This window comes from Clostridium sp. AF22-10 (assembly GCF_003478725.1).
In the GTDB taxonomy this organism is placed as follows: Bacteria; Bacillota; Clostridia; order Lachnospirales; family Lachnospiraceae; genus Otoolea; species Otoolea fessa.
The window spans coordinates 219,091-239,471 of sequence record NZ_QUFZ01000001.1; the positions used below are offsets into that span (position 1 = coordinate 219,091).

Annotated in this window: 15 protein-coding genes and 2 pseudogenes; 2 read left to right on the plus strand and 15 right to left on the minus strand. The window is 50.0% G+C overall.

The features are described from left to right. Positions 1-3 precede the first annotated feature (3 nt). From DWX91_RS00980 to DWX91_RS01045, 15 genes and pseudogenes are all read right to left on the minus strand, one after another. Positions 4-1,610: pseudogene (locus tag DWX91_RS00980) on the minus strand (FGGY-family carbohydrate kinase). A gap of 161 nt (positions 1,611-1,771) precedes the next feature. Then, positions 1,772-3,211 carry an L-arabinose isomerase gene (araA, locus tag DWX91_RS00985; protein WP_022358939.1) on the minus strand — a complete coding sequence of 480 codons (1,440 nt, stop codon included), beginning with the start codon at positions 3,209-3,211 and terminating at the stop codon, positions 1,772-1,774. Positions 3,212-3,234: 23 nt separating this feature from the next. Further along, the gene (locus tag DWX91_RS00990) at positions 3,235-4,347 is read right to left on the minus strand and encodes a GntR family transcriptional regulator (RefSeq protein ID WP_107000585.1); all 1,113 of its coding nucleotides are present in this window, start codon (positions 4,345-4,347) and stop codon (positions 3,235-3,237) included. 32 nt (positions 4,348-4,379) lie between these two features. Continuing rightward, entirely contained in the window at positions 4,380-5,351 is a 972-nt protein-coding gene (locus tag DWX91_RS00995) for an ABC transporter permease (RefSeq protein WP_107000586.1), read from the minus strand. 10 nt (positions 5,352-5,361) lie between these two features. Then, complete coding sequence (locus tag DWX91_RS01000) at positions 5,362-6,792, minus strand: sugar ABC transporter ATP-binding protein (RefSeq protein WP_243098935.1); 1,431 nt, start codon at positions 6,790-6,792, stop codon at positions 5,362-5,364. A gap of 86 nt (positions 6,793-6,878) precedes the next feature. Beyond that, positions 6,879-7,850, minus strand: a complete 972-nt coding sequence (locus DWX91_RS01005) for an ABC transporter permease (protein ID WP_107000588.1) — start codon at positions 7,848-7,850, stop codon at positions 6,879-6,881. A 137-nt stretch (positions 7,851-7,987) separates the two neighbouring features. Beyond that, positions 7,988-8,905: a substrate-binding domain-containing protein gene (locus DWX91_RS01010; protein WP_243022553.1), complete on the minus strand. Its 918-nt coding sequence runs from the start codon at positions 8,903-8,905 to the stop codon at positions 7,988-7,990. Continuing rightward, entirely contained in the window at positions 8,878-9,189 is a 312-nt protein-coding gene (locus DWX91_RS17750; protein ID WP_347474984.1) for a hypothetical protein, read from the minus strand. Before DWX91_RS17750 ends, DWX91_RS01010 begins: the two co-directional genes overlap by 28 nt. 456 nt (positions 9,190-9,645) lie before the next feature. After that, positions 9,646-10,659, minus strand: a complete 1,014-nt coding sequence (locus tag DWX91_RS01015) for an ABC transporter permease subunit (protein WP_117796234.1) — start codon at positions 10,657-10,659, stop codon at positions 9,646-9,648. Between the two features lie 3 nt (positions 10,660-10,662). Beyond that, positions 10,663-11,721 carry an ABC transporter permease gene (locus DWX91_RS01020; protein WP_118472223.1) on the minus strand — a complete coding sequence of 353 codons (1,059 nt, stop codon included), beginning with the start codon at positions 11,719-11,721 and terminating at the stop codon, positions 10,663-10,665. A 2-nt stretch (positions 11,722-11,723) separates the two neighbouring features. Next, positions 11,724-13,238: a sugar ABC transporter ATP-binding protein gene (locus DWX91_RS01025; RefSeq protein ID WP_118472224.1), complete on the minus strand. Its 1,515-nt coding sequence runs from the start codon at positions 13,236-13,238 to the stop codon at positions 11,724-11,726. A gap of 189 nt (positions 13,239-13,427) precedes the next feature. Next, positions 13,428-14,485, minus strand: a pseudogene (locus DWX91_RS01030) (ABC transporter substrate-binding protein). A 177-nt stretch (positions 14,486-14,662) separates the two neighbouring features. Beyond that, entirely contained in the window at positions 14,663-16,252 is a 1,590-nt protein-coding gene (locus DWX91_RS01035) for a sensor histidine kinase (RefSeq protein ID WP_118472226.1), read from the minus strand. Between the two features lie 39 nt (positions 16,253-16,291). Further along, positions 16,292-17,407, minus strand: coding sequence for a response regulator (locus tag DWX91_RS01040; protein ID WP_118472227.1), 1,116 nt, complete (start codon positions 17,405-17,407; stop codon positions 16,292-16,294). 111 nt (positions 17,408-17,518) lie between these two features. Further along, entirely contained in the window at positions 17,519-18,352 is an 834-nt protein-coding gene (locus tag DWX91_RS01045) for a carbon-nitrogen hydrolase family protein (protein WP_118472228.1), read from the minus strand. 350 nt (positions 18,353-18,702) lie between these two features. On the opposite strand from DWX91_RS01045, the gene DWX91_RS01050 reads away from it, so the two are divergent. Both DWX91_RS01050 and DWX91_RS01055 read left to right on the plus strand, forming a co-directional pair. Then, a complete protein-coding gene (locus tag DWX91_RS01050; RefSeq protein ID WP_118472229.1) occupies positions 18,703-19,485 on the plus strand; it encodes an ABC transporter ATP-binding protein in 783 nt (260 codons plus the stop codon). After that, a complete protein-coding gene (locus tag DWX91_RS01055; protein ID WP_118472230.1) occupies positions 19,475-20,287 on the plus strand; it encodes an ABC transporter permease in 813 nt (270 codons plus the stop codon). The genes DWX91_RS01050 and DWX91_RS01055 overlap by 11 nt, the downstream gene beginning before the upstream one ends. The last annotated feature ends 94 nt before the right edge of the window (positions 20,288-20,381 follow it).

Genomic DNA, 20,381 nt, shown 5'->3' on the forward strand with positions numbered 1-20,381 from the left:
CGATTAAAACCTTCCTTCTACGGCGCCTCTCTCGGCAGCCAGACCATTGATATAGCTTGTCATAAACGCATTGAAGCCCTCGACATCCTTTGCATTCGGCTCCATCGTCTCCGCCTTTGCATCTGCAAACACCTGCTCATTTAAGTAATCGGACAAGCTCTGTCCCGGCTTCTTATCCTTGCGGTACGCCGCCAGAACCGCGATACCCCAGGCACCGCCCTCACCGGCTGTCTCCATAACGGATACCGGCACGTCAGCCGCTGCCGCCATGATACGCTGTCCAACACCCTTGGTCTTGAAGAATCCGCCATGACCCATCAGTTTATCCAGTGTCACGTGCTCTTCCTTGAACAGAATGTCCAGACCATATTTCAGGGTTGCCAGGGAACTGTATAAGTGGGTACGCATGAAGTTTGCCAGTCCCAGCTTGCTGTCGGGATGGCGCATAAACAGCGGGCGTCCCTCCTCGAAGTCGGTGATCGGCTCGCCGGAGAGGTAGCAGTAGGACATCAGTCCTCCGCAATCTTCATCGCCCTCAAGCGCCTTGCGGTACAGGGTTCCAAACAGGGTGTTGCGGTCTGTTTTCTGACCCATCAGCTCATAGAACTCTTCAAACAGACCTACCCAGGCATTCAGATCGGAGGTACAGTTGTTGCAGTGAACCATGCCGACCAGATGACCGTCCGGCGTAGTTACCATGTCAATCTCCTGGTGAACCGTCTCCAGAGTCTTTTCCAGAACAACCATTGCAAATACGGAAGTTCCGGCAGATACGTTACCGGTGCGGACTGCCACACTATTGGTTGCAGTCATACCGGTTCCTGCATCGCCCTCCGGCGGGCACAGCGGAATGCCAGCTTCCAGATTGCCGCTCTCATCCAGCAGCTTCGCGCCTTCCTCAGTCAGCTTCCCGCCTCATCGCCAGCGCTCAGAACCTCCGGCAGAAGGTCGCGCAGCTTCCACGGATATCCCTTCGGAACCATCATTTCTTCGAATTTATCCAGCATTTCAGCATCATACTGTCCGGTTGCCGGGTCGATCGGGAACATACCCGAAGCATCGCCGACGCCAAGTACCTGCTTACCGGTCAGTTTCCAATGTACATATCCGGCTAAGGTGGTCAGAAAATGCACGCGGGATACATGCTCCTCGCCGTTGATTACCGCCTGATACAGGTGTGCAATACTCCATCTCTGCGGGATATTGTAGTTAAACAGATCCGTCAGGCGTCTTGCTGCCTCGGCGGTCATCGTATTTCTCCAGGTACGGAACGGAACGAGCAGTTTTCCGTCCGCATCAAATGCCATATAGCCGTGCATCATGGCGCTGACGCCCATCGCACCAACCTTTTTAAGCGTTAAACCGTATTGTTTCTTCACATCGGCAGCCAGATCCGCGTAGCAGTCCTTTAAGCCTTTCCAGATATCTTCCAGGGAATAGGTCCAGATACCATTTTCCAGACGGTTTTCCCACTCATAGCTCCCCTGCGCGATCGGCGCGGTCGTGCCGTCCGTCAAGACTGCCTTGATTCGGGTCGAACCAAATTCAATTCCGAGCGCTGTATTTCCGCTCTCTATGTCTTTCTTGATCTCTTCCGCACTGCGGCCCATATCCATCCTCCTCATTGTAGCAAAAAGCGCACCGCCGCCGGAATTTTCATCCCCTTGGCTGCGGCACGCCCCGTCATTCATAACTATTCTATTTTCACAGTTGTGGCAAAAACTTATGCAGTTACGTCTTTTTCAAAAATTTTTATCTTTCAAACGCCCTATTATTTCATAAAGAATTTCTGTAAATCAGCCTCTGTCGTATCTTCGCCGATTGTAATTAACTCGGTACCGGTCAGACGCGCGAACATAGCGATGTCATCTCTTGTCAGAGCGGTAGATACAACGGAGTGATGAGCGCCGCCTGCGTAGCACCATGCAGCCGTACCGATCTGGAAGTTCGGTTTATGACGGTACATAATTCTCGCTACCGGAAGTTTTGGCATCGGTTTCGGCTGTTTTACAAGCTCAATATCTGCACAGATGATGCGGAAATGGTCGCCCATATCTACCATCGTTACCTGGATACCATCGCCGGTCACGCCGTCAAAGATCAGTCTTGCCGGATCCTCCTTGCCGCCGATACCCAGCGGAATTACATCAATCTCCGGTTTGGTTGCTGCAAATGCCGGCGGAACCTCCAGCATATGGGAAGCTAACTCTAACTCCTGTCCCGGAGTCAGATCGTAGGTATAATCCTCGATAAATCCGGTTGCTCCCTCTTTGCCCTCGGACATCTTCATCAGGACTGCAGACAGAGCGGAAATCTTGTAATCACCCTCCGGACCAAAGCCGATGCCTTTGCCCATCAGGTTCTGTGCTGCGATACCCGGAAGCTGCTTTAAGCCGTGCAGATCCTGGAATGTATCAGCAAATGCGCCGATTCCGTTCGCGGAGAGAAATTTTTCCAGACCCACTTCATATTTAGCCTGCTCGCGGACAGAATCAATGCGGTCGGTCTTCATTGTATACTTATCGGTATACTCTTTCATCTTCGCGTCGATCTCTTCCTCGGTTACCTGGTTGATGATGTCAACCAGATCGCCCAGTGCGTAATAGTTACACTCCCAGCCGTATTTGATCTGGCTCTCTACGCGGTCGCCGTCGGTAACCGCCACCTCGCGCATATTGTTGCCGAAGGAAGCCACCTTTAAGGACTTGGAGTAGGAGATAGCCTTTGCAACGGATGCAAACTGGCGGATCTTTGCTACCACATCATCATGTTTGTAATATCCAGCTACAACCTCATGCGGAATACCCATTCTGGCAACGATGAAGCCGTACTCACGGTCGCCATGTGCGGACTGGTTCAGGTTCATGAAATCCATGTCGATCTCATCATACGGAAGCTTCTCATTTGCCTGTGTATGTAAATGAAGCAGCGGTTTTCTTAATTCCTGCAGACCCTTGATCCACATTTTTGCAGGGGAGAAGGTGTGCATCCATGTGATAACGCCGACACAGTCATCATCATTGGAAGCTTTCCGCATATCCTGAATACAGATTTCAGAAGTCTCTACGGTTGGAAGAAGTTCGATCTCTGCCAGATCGCCCACTTTTTCGTTTAAGAATGCAACCATCTGACGGCTGTCTTCTGCAACCTGTTTCAGGCATTCCTCTCCGTATAAGTCCTGGGAACCCACAATAAAGTATAACTTTTTCATTTTAATCTGCCTCCTTGTCATTTTCAATGTATATCCCGAACCGAATTTCCGTTGTTAAACATCACCGGAAACCGGTACGAATACTTCTTTTCCTGCCAATCCGAATCCTCTATCATCCGCAGAAGATTGCGCGCTGTCAGCCGCCCAAGATTGTACTTGGGATGAATCACGGACAAGATCGTGAGATCCCCCTCCTGCACCGGTCCGGCATCATCAAACGATACCAGGGAAATATCTTCCGGCACGCGCAGTCCGCGGTCCTTTAAAAAATCCATATAGCTGCCCGCTACCTCGTCGTTGTAGAGGATCATCGCGGTACAGTCCTTCGTCCGGCGGTACATCCGCTGGAGTCCTTTTTTGCTTAATTTTTCTTCCATATCCCGGGTCGAATACCAGCGGATCCAGTCCTCCTGGAAATCGATCCCGAAATCCGACAGGCACTCGATAAAGCCGCGGTAACGCTCGATCCCCTGCCAGTCATCGTATTTGAAAATACCGCCGATCCGGGTATGTCCGTTCTGTATCAAAATCCGCGTCAACTCATAGCCCGCGCGCGCATCCGACATCTCCACGCTGTCAAACGTCTCATTCTGGTAATGATTGTGAATAAACAGCGTCGGAATATTTCTCCGCCGTATCTCCTTGTAAAGCCGCAGATTCGGATTCGGGAAACTGGAACGCGTCCCCTCGATGATGAGTCCGGACACATTGCGCCCCAGCATCCCCTTGAGATACAGGGCCTCATCATTTAAGCGGTTACGCGTGACCGAAACGCTGATCTCATAACCTTCCTCCCGCAGGACGGACTCGATTCCCTCGTACACCTGCGGAAACAGGTAATCTGAAAAATAACTGAGAATCAGTCCGATGCGGGGACGTTCTTCCTTATCCTTCTCCGGCGCATAGGAAACGTATGTGCCGCTTCCCTTGACCCGGGCAATCAGCCCGTCCTGCTCCAGGCGGTCGAGCGCGTTGCGGACCGTCTGGCGGGAGTATCCAAATTTATTCTGGAGCATATGCTCGGATGGAAACTTGTCCATATTCCGGAGCACCCCGCTCATAATCAGCGTCCGACCCCAGTTGTAGAGCTTCTGATATTTAAGTCCACCCTGATTCCGGCTGCTGTTCTCCCTCATACTGTAACCTCCAGATGTCGCTTTTGTCTGTCCTATTTGATAACCTGCAGAGACTGACGGTCTGCGAATACAGCTACGAATATCAGGAATACAACACCCTGGATGAGCTGCATCATCTGTGTGGTAAAGCCCATCATCGTCAGACCACTGTTCAGGACGATGTACAGAAGAGAACCAACGATGATATTCTCAAAACGTACCTTCGCACCACCGGAAATCGGCATACCGCCCAGTACCAGTGCAATCAGGATCTGGGTCTCAAGCTGGTTACCACCGGAAGAAGTAACCGAACCAACCTTGATAACATTGATAAATGCGGCAAATCCTGTGATCGCACCTGCCAGTGTGTAGATAAGGAACTTCATGCGGTCGGTACGGATGCCGGAGAACATCGCTGCTTTCTCACCTGCTCCGATCGCCTTTAAATAAGTACCAAACTTGGTAAAGCGGAATAAAATAAATCCGATAATCAGGACCACCAACGTACAAGCCAGCTTTAATTCAGTGCTGTCGAAGTTGATTAACATCGCAGAGCCGGCTACCGGCGCGTTGGTCGTCAGATATTTGATAAATCCACGGAATAAGAACATCGTACAAATCGTAACGATGAAGGATTTAATCTTGCGGTATACATAGAAGTAACCGTTGATGGCACCGATCGCTGCACCAACCGCGATACCTGCCACAATCGCCAGTGGAATGCTGGTCTTGGAAACCATGCAGACAACAATCGATGCAATACCAAGGATGGAACCCTGGGAGAAATCCAGACCGCCCATCGTCATGATAAAGAATACGCCGGTTGCCGAAATCATAGTGACATACACCTGGGAAAGTACCAGAGGAAGGTTATTCATCATCCGGAAATTCGTCAGGGCATTGAACATAAGAAAGATAATAATCAGTCCCGCAATCGGCAGAAGCGAACGGATCATCGTCATTTTTGATAACTTTTTGAGCTGCTGCTCTTTATTTTCCGTACTTGTCTTAACTTGATTCTCCATTGCATCCTCCTTATACCATCATCGTGATCAGGCTGTTCTCATCCATCGCCTCATCACGTTCCAGCTCACCGCTGATCTTGCCGTCCTTCATGATAATGATGCGGTCGCACATACCAATCAGCTCCATCAGCTCCTCGGAAATCATGATAATCGATTTTCCATTCTTTCTCATCTGGTTCATTAACTGGTAAATGTCCTGTTTAACCTTAATATCAATACCACGGGTCGGACTGTCGAGAACGACAATATCGGAATCTTTTCCAATCCATCTTGCCAGAACGACCTTCTGCTTATTACCACCAGAAAGCTCCGAAACGAACTGGTTTACGTTTACCATCTTAACGGACATCTGTTTTGCAAACTGGTTGGAAAATTCTCTTAATTTCTTATCGCTCAACAGGTGAATCTTGTTTGCCAGCGAATCCAGGGACGGCAGGCAGATGTTGTCGCCAATGCTCTGGTTTAAAACGACCGACTCATTATCACGATCCTTCGATGTATACGCGATGCTGTGCTTGATCGCGCTCGGGATATCGTTAATCTGCGTTCCGTCTGCCAGCTCTACCGTACCGGTTCTGTCATAGGATGCGCCAAAGATTGCTTTGCCGATCTCATGCATACCGGACTCAGACAGACCGCCAAAGCCAAGGATCTCGCCCTTGTGAAGTTCAAAACTGACATCCTCGATGAGTCCCGGAACCGTCACGTTCTTAACAGAAAGAACGACTTCATCTGATACTTTCTCACCGTAATCTGCACGGTAATAATCACCTGTTACCTCACGGCCTACCATCAGACGTTTCAGATCGTCCTCGGTCACATCCTTGCTCTTGACGGTATCAATGTAAACGCCGTCGCGCAGGATCGTGATGGTATCTGACTTCTCCAGAATCTCCGGAAGGTCATGGGAGATAAAGATGACTGTGTTGCCGCTCTCACGGATGCGGTTCATGTGTTTGTAAAGTTCTTCACGGCCTTCCTGGGAAAGTGCCGTGGTCGTCTCATCAATGACAACAATCTTCGGATTGAAGTAGGTCGCCTTTACGATCTCGACCAGCTTCCGGTCCTCGAAATTGTAGTTGTCGATAATGTCTGCCGCCTTGATACGCTCGAAGCCGTACTGTTTCAGAAGCTCCGTCGCCTTTTTATTCATGGCATTTGTATTTTTAATTCCCATATGTACGAACTGATCTTCGTGTCCCAGGAATATATTTTCCGCTACTGTAAGTCCTGACAAGGTTCCTAACTCCTGTACGATGATAGAAACACCCTCGTTGTTGGCTTCTACCTGATTCTTCGGATGAATCTCTTTCCCATCCAGAATGAAGGTACCGCTTCCGATACTGTAGATGCCGGTCAGCATGTTGGTCAGCGTCGATTTACCGGAACCATTCTCTCCGATCAGCGCGTGAACCTCGCCTTTATTGACATTAAAAGACACATTCTGAACTGCCTTCGTGATACCGAGGACTTGCAAAGATTTTTTACCTGTAATCTTACCTCGCTCATTGCATTTCCTCCCTCGATTTACTTGACAATCTCGCCTTTTTCCGCTTTTGTGGTCAGCGTGATTATGATTAACAGTGCCAGACCTGTGATAACGTCCTGAATTGCTGTCGGTGCGCCCATCGCGATGAAACCAAAGAAAATAATGTTGATAACGAACTCTCCGATGACAATCGCCTGCAGCGGCATACCATATTTCTTAAATGCCAGACCGAAGAAGCATCCCATCGTCGGAACGAAGTTACGGCTCATCGACGCCATACCGGTTACCGCTACCATAGAGGAACCATAGCTGATCGTCAAAATAGCCATAACACCTAAAAATGCGCCGCTCAAAATAAATGCAAGCACTTTGTACTTATTGACATTGATACCCATGTTTTTCGCTACGAACTCGTTGCTGCCGATCGCATATGTATAAGTCCCAATCTTTGTATAATTTAAGAAAATGTAAGCTGCCACACATGCCAGAAGTGCCAGAATAATGTTCCAGGGCATCTGTCCGAATGCACGGAGGTTGGACGGAAGCGTCTGCTCCACGCCGCCTGCGATGTAGTTGGCAACCGACTCATAGATAAGAGCCAGACCCGTCGTTACAATCATGGACGGGATACGGAGTTTTACATAAAAAACACCGTTTAAAAGTCCGACAATCGTACCAGTCAGCACGCTGCCGATGATAAGACCGGCATATCCCATGCCGAAACGAGAGGCAAATACACAGCCTACAATCGCTGAAAGCATGATGTTCGCGCCGATGGAAAAATCGAACATACCCATAACCATAACAAAGTAAAAACCAACAGCACCAACCGTCGCGATCAGGCTGGCCTGAAAATAACTCAGCATATTGGCCGGAGAACCAAAATTGCCCGGCGTCAGAGCTTTAAAAATCGCCCAGGAAAGCACTACCAAACCCACCAGGATGATATAACCCTTGGCAGTTCCCGAAAGTTTTTTCTTTCCGGTTGTTTCAACAACAGAAGAACCCATATTTTATACCTCATTCATAACTGCTCAGTTTCTTTTTTCTTTTAAAGAAAAGACCGGCATCGCGCCGTGCGATACCGGCCTTTTCTATTACATTCAGCCTCTTAAAATTCTATAATTTGAATCAGTTTCTGAACTAATTAGTTGCCTGCTCTCTGTGCAGCATCCTCGATGGAGATACCAGCTGCAGTTGCTTTCAGGTCATCCAGGCTAAGCTCGGACATAGCTACCAGTTCCTCATCGGTGTATGGAAGCTGATCTACGAAGTACTGCTCATATGCTTTGTAGTCGTCCGGAGAAGATACATACAGATACGGGAACGGAACATCCTCGAAGTTACCCTCGATACCTGTGTAGTTGCCCTTGATTGCGTTGTAAACCATCATGAAAGCGATAAGCGGATCGCAGTAATGTCCACCGGACTCACCGGCCATAGAACCATTTTCAAGTCTCTCGCCCAGATCCGGAAGGAAGTCCGTGGAAACGATGTCGATATCCTGAGTCTTGCCTGCACGCTCAACTGCTGCGATAGCGCCCTGAAGCGGGTCACCGCCGCCGCCTGCCGGAATCAGTGCATCCAGAGTCGGATCTGCGGACATCAGAGCCTCTGCTGCCTTGGAACCACCCTCAGAAGAAGTACCTGCGTACTGCGGCTCAGACAGTTTTGCCTGATCATCCGGATGCTCTGCGTTCCATTTCTCAACACCAGCTTTGTAGCCTTCCCATCTGCCAAGCCAGGTAGCGTCGCCCTGCTCCCAGCCGATCAGACCGATGTTTCTGTCGCCCTTGTCCAGAAGAATCTGAACTAATTTTTCACCGTTCTCCGGCTCGTTCTCATGAACAGCGCCGATGTAGTATGGTGATGCGGTTGCTAAATCATAGATATCCTTGCTGTTCTCCTGGCTGATAACACGGAAGAACTGTGCCAGATATACTTTATTGTCATTACATGTCTTAATAGCGGATGTCATCTCTGTATCAGAAGAGTTGCAGATGATGATACCCTGGCATCCTGCTGCTGCTAACTGCTCTACGGATGCGGTAACCTTCTCCGACACATGACCCTGGTCAACATACTGAACCTGAACGCCAGAGCCTTTGCTGCCTCGTCGATGATCAGCTTACACTGGGAACCAAGTACATCGGTGGAGGACCAGATGGAAACACCGATCTTGATGTCTTTGTTGTCGATCGTCGAAGCTGCTGCCTCGCTTCCTTCTGCTGCAGAAGCATCTGCTGCCTGTGTCGCATTTGCTGCTCCAGAGCCGCCGCATGCGGTCATGCTCACTGCCATCGCTGCTGCTGTCATGGATGCAGCGGCACGTTTGAACATTTTTTTCATTCTAACTACCTCCCATAAAATTTTCTTTGCAAGCGGCACCCCAGCCGCACTGCGTTGTTGCTTTTCACAACTTTTTGTAATTTTATTATAACAATCTAGGACAAATTGCGCAAGTAAATACAAGAGCATTTTTTCATAAAGTTGTATTTTATTTTGTATATTGTTATAAATTTAACGTCTAATTTTGACATTCTTTTATCCGAAATACAAATGATGCATAAATTAAAGCGGCTGTTTTCGCTAAATATTTATGCATCATGTATAGGTTTGTTGATTTTCTCTCGAATTATGTCGAATCAAAAAAATACATCTTTATATTGTTTCTGATATGTACTGTACTTTTTTCAGATGTCTTCCCTCTCTTTGCATGGATATTTCCCGTCATTTTGACTGTTCTATCTTGATGCTGTCATACCAGACATTCATGCCGGTTTGTCTGTCTCCGGAAGAGAATTTCTACTTTTTCTTCTTTACCATCGCAAGGATCGACTGAAGCACGATGAAGAAGCATAAAAGCGCCGCGATCGTGATACGGGTCCACCAGGAAGAAAGGGTTCCCTGGAAAGTGATAAATGCCTCGATCGTCGCCTTGATAAGGACGCCAAACAGGGTTCCGAATACATTACCGACGCCGCCGGTTAAGAGCGTGCCGCCGATAACAGAGGAAGCTATCGCATCCATCTCGAAGCCCTTTGCCTGCTCAACGAAGCCGCCCAGCGTATTCAGACAGAACAGGACACTGCCGACGCCGCAAAGGAAACCGTCCAGGATATAGGCTTTTAGTTTTACCCGGCGCACATTTAAGCCCATCATCAGCGCTGACTGCTCGTTGCCGCCGATCGCATAGATGCTGCGTCCAAATTTCGTATATTTCAGCATGATAAATGCCAGAACCAGAAGAACCAGCGCAATCACAACCGTCGGATAGATATATGGATAAATCATCATGCCTTTTTTGTTGAGATAGCCGCCGAACGGAATATAAAGTTTCATCTTCGCCCATGCCATGAAAGTTTCATTCGTAATACTGATCATGTCCTTGGAAATGATCGCAGTCATGCCGCGGGCAAAGAACATACCCGCCAGGGTAACAATGAATGGCTGGATATCCATGTAGGCAACCAGAAATCCCTGTACCAGACCGAAGACAATCCCGGTCACCAGCACGATGAGAACCGCCGGAACCGCACCGATACCGCCTTTTTCCATCATCCATGCCAACATCATACAGCCCATCGCCACGAAGGAACCGACGCTGATATCGATACCGCCGGTGATCATGACGATCGTCATGCCGATACCGATGACAATCAGACCCGCATTGGAAATAAAGAGGTTTAAGAAATTCTGTGTCTTGGCAAAGCCCTGTGCATTAAAGAGCACGCAGCCGATCGCGTACATCACGAAGAACAGCAGGATCGTGACAAGAAGCAGGAACGTGTTCTGATTTAATTTCTTCTTTTCTTTCATGATTTATGCCGCCTCCTTTCCTGCCGCGCCCAGTTCTTTTTTCTGTGCCAGAGATTTTCTCCATCTAGCGAATCCCGGTGACTGGAGTGCTACGATGATGACAACCACGATCGCCTTGTAAACCGGAACCTGATCCGAGGATACGTGCATCGCATACAAGGTGGTCGTCAGCGCCTGAATCGTATACGCGCCGATGACGGAACCTGCCAGCGAGAATTTACCGCCGCCGAGGGAGTTTCCGCCGATGGCAACTGCCAGAATCGCATCCAGCTCCATATTAAGACCGATGTTATTCGCATCCGCCGAGTAGATGCGGCTGGAAGCAATCAGACCGGAAAGACCGGAGCAGAGTCCACAGTACGCATAAGTAAGGAAAATAATCATAACCGACTTGATGCCGACGAGCTGGGACGCACGTTTATTGATACCGACCGACTGGATGTACATACCCAGTGCCGTTTTCTTCAAGAGTAATGAAGTCAGCGCCACAACGACGACCGCCACGATAAACGGGGTCGGAACCGGGAATCCCGGAAGGGAAGCGCCCAGGGTACGGTAGCTGTCCACGCGCACGTATGTGATCTGTCCATCCGTGATCAGCTGGGCGATACCGCGCCCGGCGGTAAACATGATAAGAGTCGCTACCATCGGCTGGATGTTTAACTTTGCAACCAGAAAACCGTTGAAGCAGCCAATCGCCGCGCCGACGATGAGCGCTGCCAGGAAGCCGAGAATCAGCGGATTGGCATATGCAGTTGCTGCGCGCTCGCCGCCGGTTAAGAGGTTGCAGCAGACTGCCGCACTGACCGCCATGATCGCGCCGACGGAAATATCCGTTCCAGCGGAGGACGATACGACAAGCGTCATGCCGACTGCCAGAATCACCAGCTCTGACGCACGGTTGATGATATCGATTAAGTATCCGTAGAGAACGCCGTTCCGCACCTCGATCGCGAAGAAGTTCGGCGTCGTGACGATATTTACCAGCAATACCAGCGCAAGGCAGAAAATCGGGAGAAACAGCCTCTGCGAGGTAATTTTTTTGAACGTCATATTTTTCATAGCTACTGTCCTCCTGCAATGGTTGACATGATGTTGGACTGGTTCATCTCATCCTCGGAAAGTTCTCCTACCTTTGCACCATCGCGCATAACAACCATGCGGTCGCAGGTACGGAGCATCTCCTCGATCTCGGAAGAAATGAACACGACTGCCATGCCCTGTTCTGCCAGTTTTACGACCAGTTTCTGAATCTCTGTCTTGGTTCCGACGTCGATACCACGGGTCGGCTCGTCCAGAATCAGGAAATCCGGGTTGGTCAGAAGCCAGCGTCCGATGATTACCTTCTGCTGGTTGCCGCCGGAGAGTGATTTGATCGGTGTCTCACGGCTGGCGGTCTTAATCTGCAGCATATCAATGTATTTATCGGTAAATTCTTCCTGCTGCTTGCGGCTGAGCAGGTGGAACATACCGCGTTTTGCCTGAAGTGCCATGATCAGGTTCTCACGCACGGATAGATCCGCGATGATACCCTCGTTTTTCCGATCCTCCGGCAGATATGCCATGCCGGCATTCATCGAAATCAGCGGGTGGCGCGCCGCGATCGGTCTTCCCTTGACGCTCAGCTCGCCCTCATCCGGCTTTTCCGCTCCATAGAGAACACGGACCGTCTCAGAACGTCCCGAACCCAGAAGCCCGGTAAATCCGACGACTTCACCCTTGTGAATCACCAGATCAAACGGCTTTATGTATCCTTTCTTTCCGAGTCCCACCGCCTTGATGACGATGTCCGCTTCGCCGTGTTTCTCCTCACTCTTGGAATCCTTGATCGCTGCCAGATCATCGAAATCCTTTCCCATCATCTTGGCAACCAGCTGGACTCTCGGAAGCTCCGCCGTCGTAAATTGTCCTACCAACTGCCCATTCCGAAGAACGGTGATCTTATCGCAGACTGCATACACCTGCTCCAGGAAATGTGTAACGAATATGATGCCGACGCCTTCGGATTTCAGGCGGCGCATCAGATTAAAGAGCTTTTCTACCTCTCCATCATCGAGGGAGGAGGTCGGCTCATCAAGAATCAATACCTTTGCCGACATATCGACTGCACGGGCGATCGCTATCATCTGCTGAATTGCAATCGAATAATTGTCGATCGTCTGTGTTACATCTGCATGTATGTCAAGGTCCTGCAGCAGTTTGCTGGCCTTTTTATTCATTGTTTTCCAGTCAATCAATCCGCCTTTTCGCGGTTCGCGTCCGATAAACAGATTCTCTGCAACCGTCAGGTTCGGACAGAGATTGACTTCCTGATACACGGTGCTGATGCCCCGGTTCTGTGCCTCCTGCGGGCTGCGGTTGATGATCGCATGATCGCAGCCGTCTATCATGATTTCCCCTGTTTCAAACTCCTCTACACCCGTCAGGACTTTGATCAGCGTGGATTTTCCTGCGCCATTTTCCCCCATCAGGGCATGAATTTCGCCTTTTTTTAAGGTAAAATCCACATTCTGCAGAGCTTTTACACCCGGGAATGTCTTATAAATATGCCTCATCTCAAGAACGGAATCCTTTTCCATAAAAGCTTTGCCTCCTTATTTTTTGAAAAAGAAAGCGCAGGGACGGAAACCTAAGCCTCCAGCCCCGCGCCTCCTGATTGCCAAGTGCCTGCCGTCCGCCGAAACCTCCGGTCTGACACTCATTCACTTACGGTCAAAAGCGATTGCCTGTCCGATTATTAACATTTAAAAATACCATTCAAAAGCGAATTAGTAAGCTCTTGTCTTTAAGATTTCTTCCAGATCCATGCTTGTATCGAAGTATGCTTCGTCTACGTACTGAATCTTCTCAACCTCTTCGCCTTTTTCCAGTTTCTGGATGATTTCAGCTACACGCGGACCATGAAGCGGGTTGCACTCGAGGTTGCGTTTAAGTCGCCAGCGATCATGGACTCGAAAGCTGCCTTTACAGAGTCAAAACTTACAACGATGATGTCGCCGTCCGGACCACAGGTCTTGCCTGCTGCCTTGATAGCATCGATGGCACCAAATGCCTCGTTATCATTCTCACAGATAACAACGTCGATGTCATCATAGCTCTTTAAGAAGGACTCCATAACTTCCTGTCCTTTTGCCTGGGTGAACTCACCAGACTGTCTGTCAAGCATCTTCCAGTTGGAGTGCTCTTTCAGCTTGTTGTCCATACCTTCCGTACGGCCAACCTGTGCGGATGCACCGATGGTACCCTGAATGGTAACCATGTTGATCTCTTCGTCGCCGCGTCCCTGATCCTCTAAATATTTAGCCAGCCAGTCGCCGCAGGTCTCGCCTTCTTTTACGAAGTTTCCGCCTACCCATGCCTCATACAGGCTGTCATCAGAAAGCTGCATCTGACGGTCAGAAAGGATAACCGGGATACCAGCCTCTTTTGCTTCTTCCAGAACGGTCTCCCAGCCAGTCTCAACAACCGGAGCAACTACGATGTAGTCAACACCCTGCTGGATGAAAGAACGGATTGCCTTAATCTGATTTTCCTGTTTCTGCTGTGCATCGTCGAAAATCAGTTTGTAACCATTTTCCTCAGTAAATGTAGATTTGAAAGATTCGGTGTTGGCTGTTCTCCAGTCAGACTCAGCACCAACCTGTGCATAACCTACGGTAATCAGATCGCCGTCTGCTGCCGCTTCTTTCTCTTCGCCCTCTTCTGCTGCCTCTGTATCAGCCGGAGCTGCTGCCTCCGTCTCTTTCTCAGCCGGATTGCTTGTACAAGCGGTCATGGATAACGCCATTGCTGCTGCTAAAGCTGCGGACACTAATCTTTTTCTCATACTGTTTCCTCCTTATAAGACCCAATATATTTGTTTTTGCGTATTTATTATAACAAAGCACCCCGCATCATGGATACGGGGCATCTTTGGAAAAAGGTATATTATTTTTTTGCGATGTTTGTCGTTTTCTGTGTTTTTCCGGGTATGTCTTTAAAAAATTACAATTTTTTCGAAAAGTTATGATTTTTTTTGATTTCCCAAATAAACCTTAAAGCAGGTGCCGATATTCTTTTCAGATTCAACCAGGATCTCAGCCTGATCGCCATAATACATCTGAATCCGCTGTGCCACATTATGTAACCCAAATCCGCCGCTGCCGATCAGGGCAAGTTCCTCTTCCGGTTCCAGTGTCAGCTTGGCGCGCACGGCGGCAAGCTCCGCCTCATCCATGCCAATCCCATCGTCCTCCACCTCAAAGACAAGCCCATTCCGATCCTCATAGCCGCGGAGCACAATGCATCCGCCGCCGCGCTTATTTTTGATGCCGTGGTAGAGGGCATTTTCCACCAGCGGCTGCAGCAGCATTTTCAGCACAATCCGGTGCCGGATGGACGGCTCGATCTCGATCGAATAGTCGAGAATGTCCTCGTACCGGATCTTCTGAATCTTTAAATAGCTCCGGATGTGTGATTCTTCCTCCTCGATCGTGATGAAATCGCGCCCGCCCGATAAAACCGTGCGAAAAAAGTCGCTTAAATCCGTCGTCATCTCCACGACCTGGCGGTTGTTGCCGCCCTCTGCCATCCATACGATCGAATCAAGTGTATTATAGAGGAAATGGGGACTGATCTGCTCCTGGTGGAGGCGCAGCTCCAGCTCCCGCAGGTTCTTCTGCTCCTGCCTCGTCTTATCAAGCAGCCGCCGGATGCGGTCGCTCATCTGGTTAAACGCCCGTGCCAGCACGTTGATCTCTTCCAGTCCGCCCGTTCTCGCCCTCGCATTCAGGTTCCCGCGGCCGAGCTGTTCTGCCGTCCTCTGTAACTGCTGCAGCGGTTCCGTGATGGATTTCGTGATCGTGACTGCCAGAAACATACCGACCACCAGCACCACCAGAAGAAGCGCCAGATAGCTCTGCATCTGATCCGCCATCTGCACCTTCAGCTCTTTCTGAAGCTGCTCCATGTTGATCATCTCATAATAGGTATACTGCGTGATGTAATCCTGAATCATCGAGCAAAGACCCTGGATGTCATTCTCCCAGATATTGACATTTTCATCGTAATATCCACCGGCGGCGGCATTTCCAATCATTTTATCCACTGCCCGCTCCAGGGAATCCAGACAGGAGAGGATACCTCTTATCTTGATATCACAGTCCGACCCCGGTTCCCGCTCGATCGTCGTTCCGAACGCCTGTCTCGCCGACGCAATCAGGCTGTGGGGATTCTTGACCACCGTCGCATACTTCGTCTCGCCCTCGACAATATCTCCATTTTCGAACTGTTCCGCGTCGATCAGCCCGATCATAACACGGTACATCGAATACTCCATATCCGATTTGAACTTTATGTTGTACTCATTCGCCGTCTTTAGATTCGCCAGAATCGCGTCATAGGAAGCAGAATAGGAGGCGATCATCTTCTGGAATCCGAGCGCCATGCCTGTCAATGGAATGGCGATCACGAAGAGGAGAAGGATCAGACGGGCGCGGAGAGAAAGAGGGCGATATGGACGGGCAACAGATAATGAATCAGCGCCCGGATCCTGATTTTTATTCAAATCTGCCATCTCTTCTGTTTTTCCAATCTGCCCCTGCTCCACTCCCATATCTTTCCTCCCTTTTTCAGTTATGTACTGACACTTTTCTTACTCCTGCCGCGTCTGGCTCGCCTTATACTCTTTCGGCGACTGCCCCATCGCTTTCTTGAATGCCGCGCTGAAATAGTGTGAATCGTTGTATCCCACCTGCTCCCCGATCTCGGACGTCCGGTAGGAGGTACATTTCAAAAGTTCACACGCCCGTTCCATCCGCACCTGCGTCAGATACTCCACAAAGGACTGCCCCGTCTCCTGCTTGAAAATCGAGCTGAAATAGCTCGGACTGACGCCAATGTGCACGGCAATCCGGTTCAGCGACAGGTCGCTCTGGCTGAAATTTGCCCGGATATATTCCTTTGCATCCCGGATCACGCTGCCATAACGGTCGTTCGACGCCCGGTCGCGCGCCTGCAGAGCAGCCGTAAACTCCTCAATCAGATAGGCTTTCGTCATCTCCACGCTCTCGATCACCTTCGGAACCCGTTTTATGTCAACCACGCTTTCCGAAACCTCCGGCGGCTCCGCTTTCAATTTCTTCAAAAACTCCTGCACACAGTAAAAAATATCCATCGTCATATACTGACGCAGCAAGAGCGATTTGTAATTATGTTCACCGATCGCTGCGAAATACTCCTCGACAAACGGACTGCACTCTTCGACTGAGCCGAGCTTTAAAAAATCGTTGATAAGCTTCCGGTCAACGCCGCTGTAATCCGTTTTGTCCAGAAATTCTGTATATTTTTCGTAGCTGACAAAATACCGCTCCAGAAGCCTCGATTTTTCCCGTTCTTCCCGGATCTCGTCCGCCGCCTTTTTCAACGCATCGATGAGTCCCGCCGAGGATACCGGTTTCAGCAGATAATCGCTGATTCCTATCTTGATCGCCTCTTTTGCATATTCAAATTCATTGTAGCCGCTGAGCACGATGATCCGCGTGCGCGGAAGCGTCTTTTTCACCAGACGGCTCAGCTCCAGCCCGTCCATAAACGGCATCTTGATATCCGTTACCAGAATATCCGGCTGTGCCTTCAATATCAGCGGATACGCGTACTCGCCGTCGCCCGCCTCCCCCGCAAATTCAAATCCGTGGCTTGCCCAGTCAATATTATCCCGGATACCGCGCCGGATAATCGCCTCATCCTCTACCAGAAACACCTTTACCATGGTTTTCCCCCCTGGACTCCATTTTTCTCTATCCTTTTTATCCATTTGCCCGAATACACCCGTTTTTCATTTCCGTCCACCGCCATTTTGCCGGCTGAAAATATTCACGCCTTACTTCTTCTCACTCACCTCATACAAATCACTCCGCCGGTTTTCCAACGACGGAATCTGTTTCCGTATCTTATCCAGATAATCTAAATCAATCTCCGCATAGGTGATCCCCGGTGCATCCTTTGACCGTGCAATCACCGTTCCCCACGGATCTGCCACCAGGCTGTTGCCGTATGCTGCATACGCCGGTTTCTGTCCAATCTGTCCCGCTGCCACAATGTAACAGCCGTTCTCGATCGCCCGTGCCCGCAGAAGAACCTCCCAGTGATCCTTTCCCGTCGGCATCGTAAAGCTCGCTGGAACAAAGATAACCTGCGCCCCGCGAAGCGCCATGAGCCGGTAAATCTCCGGAAAACGCACATCATAGCAGATCGACATTCCAAAAACGCCCAGCTCCGTCTCCACCGTCACAATCGAATCGCCCGGTTTGACCCGGTCCGACTCCCGGTACGGCGTGCCGTCCGCCAGCGTGATGTCAAACATATGCAGTTTGCTGTATGTCGCCAGAATCTTCCCCTCCGGCGAAATCAGCACACTCGTATTTGCCGATCGCTTTTCCCCCGGAAGTGCCTGCGTGATACTGCCCCCTTGAATATAGATGCCGTGTTCCTTCGCTTTCGCGCAGAGGCGCTCGGTCGTGTACCCTGGAATTTCCTCGCGTCCGCCGCCTTCACCGATATTTTTCCCGATCAGATTCATCACCTCCGGGAAACAAATAAGCTTCGCCCCCCTTGCCGCCGCCTCGTCAATCCAGGCGCATGCCGTCTCCAGATTTTTCCCTTTATCATTCTGCGTATCCATCTGCATCAATGCCACTGTATATCTGCGTATCATAAATACCCCCTGTATCCTGTCTATAAGCGCTTTTCTCTCCACAATTACCTATATTTTATTATAGCATCTCTTTTCCACACGGGTCAACCAATGCAAGGCGCTTCTCGCACAACCAGTAACCCGGCTTTGTTACTATACACGCATACGTGTCCAGTAACGGAATTTGCCGTGGCTTCGCATTTCAATACGGCAAATTCCTGCTGCCACCACGTTTTCTTACGGCACTTTCGGTTCCAAAAGTGCCTACCCGTGTACAGTAACCCGGCTTTTCATTTCCGCATATTATAAAGTAAGAATGTTTCAAGGAGCGTAACTGTCCCACTGATACACAGTTACCCAGGTATTTGCTTATGCCGCCCATTCTGGAAGTTTCCGGGCTTTCCTATTCCTATCACACGATGTCTGGGGAGACGAAAGCCCTTTCTGATATATCATTTCAGGTAGAAACCGGCGAATTTATCGCCATTGTCGGACCGTCCGGCTGTGGAAAATCCACGCTGCTTTCCTTAATCAGCGGGCTCCTTCCTCTGGAAGAGGGTTCCATTCTTATAAATGGGGTTCCACTCTCGAAAAGCCAGTGCCGCATCGGTTATATGCTGCAGAGCGACCAGCTTTTTGAATGGAGGACGATCATCCAGAATGCTGCCCTCGGGCTGGAAATCCAGAAAAAAATGGATCATGCCGCGGAAGACCGCCTCCACCGGCTCTTAAAAATCTACGGACTGGAACAATTTGAGCATTCCCGCCCCTCCGAACTATCCGGTGGAATGCGCCAGCGCGCCGCCCTGATCCGGACACTGGCGCTGGAACCGGAGCTTCTGCTTCTCGACGAACCATTTTCGGCGCTCGATTATCAGACACGCTTAACCGTCTGCGACGATATCAGCACCATCATCCGGGAGAGCCGCAAAACAGCGATTCTGATCACCCACGACCTCTCCGAAGCCGTGAGTGCCGCCGACCGCATCCTGGTTCTGACTAAACGCCCCGGAACCATCTGCCGCATCCTGCCGGTTACCTTCCCGCTGTCCGCTAACCGACCGCTGGAACGCCGGAATGATCCGGCTTTTTCTCTTTATTTCAATGAACTATGGAAGACACTGCAAGGGGAGGGCAAAAAGTATGAAATGTAAGAAAGAATCCACCGCCCAGAAAGCCTACCTCCGCCGCCAGCTCCATCGGCGCCGTCTGGTTCTCTTCTGCCGGATTTTCTTATTCGTTTTCTTTTTAATATGCTGGGAAATGAGCGCCCGACTGGGGCTCATCGACGCGTTTATTTTCAGTTCCCCGTCACGCACCGTGCGCTGTTTCCTGCGGATGATGCAGGACAAAAGCATCCTCATCCACACCGGTGTGACGCTCTATGAAACGCTGATCAGCTTTACACTGGTCATCCTCTGCGGGCTGATCGGCGCGATTCTCCTCTGGTCGAGCCGGAATCTTTCAGAGATTCTGGAGCCGTATCTCGTCATGCTCAACAGTCTGCCGAAATCCGCCCTCGCCCCGATTCTCATCGTCTGGCTTGGGAGCAACATCCGCACGATCATCGTTGCCTCCATCTCGGTCGCTGTCTTCGGCTCGATCCTGACACTCCACAACGGATTTTCCTCGATGGATCCCGACCAGATCAAATTAATCCGGTCCCTCGGAGGAAACCGGATTCATATTTTAACCAAAGTCCTGCTGCCAGGCTCAATCCCGCTGATTCTCGCCAACATGAAGGTCAACATCGGTCTCTGCCTGGTCGGCGTCATCATCGGTGAATTTCTCGCTGCCAAACAGGGACTCGGATATCTGATCATCTACGGCTCACAGGTATTCCAGATGGATATGGTTGTGATGAGTATTATTCTTTTATGTATTATGTCTGCGGCGCTATATCAGGGAGTAGGAATACTGGGAAAATTTCTACAGCAGCAATATCACCAGCATTAAATCTGTCCCCTGCTTCACGTTTGCTGTTCTTAAACGCCTGCATTTTTCCGCATCCTGTTCCCGCCGAAGCCTGTTTCCTGCCGCTTTTCTTTCC

Excerpts from the sequence above, each read along its gene's own strand:
- araA (WP_022358939.1), bottom strand. The coding sequence starts at position 3,211 with ATGAAAAAGTTATACTTTATTGTGGGTTCCCAGGACTTATACGGAGAG.
- DWX91_RS01035 (WP_118472226.1), bottom strand. The coding sequence starts at position 16,252 with ATGGGAGTGGAGCAGGGGCAGATTGGAAAAACAGAAGAGATGGCAGAT.
- DWX91_RS01025 (WP_118472224.1), bottom strand. The coding sequence starts at position 13,238 with ATGGAAAAGGATTCCGTTCTTGAGATGAGGCATATTTATAAGACATTC.
- DWX91_RS01045 (WP_118472228.1), bottom strand. The coding sequence starts at position 18,352 with ATGATACGCAGATATACAGTGGCATTGATGCAGATGGATACGCAGAAT.
- DWX91_RS17750 (WP_347474984.1), bottom strand. The coding sequence starts at position 9,189 with ATGAAAAAAATGTTCAAACGTGCCGCTGCATCCATGACAGCAGCAGCG.
- DWX91_RS01040 (WP_118472227.1), bottom strand. The coding sequence starts at position 17,407 with ATGGTAAAGGTGTTTCTGGTAGAGGATGAGGCGATTATCCGGCGCGGT.
- DWX91_RS00995 (WP_107000586.1), bottom strand. The coding sequence starts at position 5,351 with ATGGAGAATCAAGTTAAGACAAGTACGGAAAATAAAGAGCAGCAGCTC.
- DWX91_RS01055 (WP_118472230.1), top strand. The coding sequence starts at position 19,475 with ATGAAATGTAAGAAAGAATCCACCGCCCAGAAAGCCTACCTCCGCCGC.
- DWX91_RS01050 (WP_118472229.1), top strand. The coding sequence starts at position 18,703 with ATGCCGCCCATTCTGGAAGTTTCCGGGCTTTCCTATTCCTATCACACG.
- DWX91_RS00990 (WP_107000585.1), bottom strand. The coding sequence starts at position 4,347 with ATGAGGGAGAACAGCAGCCGGAATCAGGGTGGACTTAAATATCAGAAG.
- DWX91_RS01005 (WP_107000588.1), bottom strand. The coding sequence starts at position 7,850 with ATGGGTTCTTCTGTTGTTGAAACAACCGGAAAGAAAAAACTTTCGGGA.
- DWX91_RS01020 (WP_118472223.1), bottom strand. The coding sequence starts at position 11,721 with ATGAAAAATATGACGTTCAAAAAAATTACCTCGCAGAGGCTGTTTCTC.
- DWX91_RS01015 (WP_117796234.1), bottom strand. The coding sequence starts at position 10,659 with ATGAAAGAAAAGAAGAAATTAAATCAGAACACGTTCCTGCTTCTTGTC.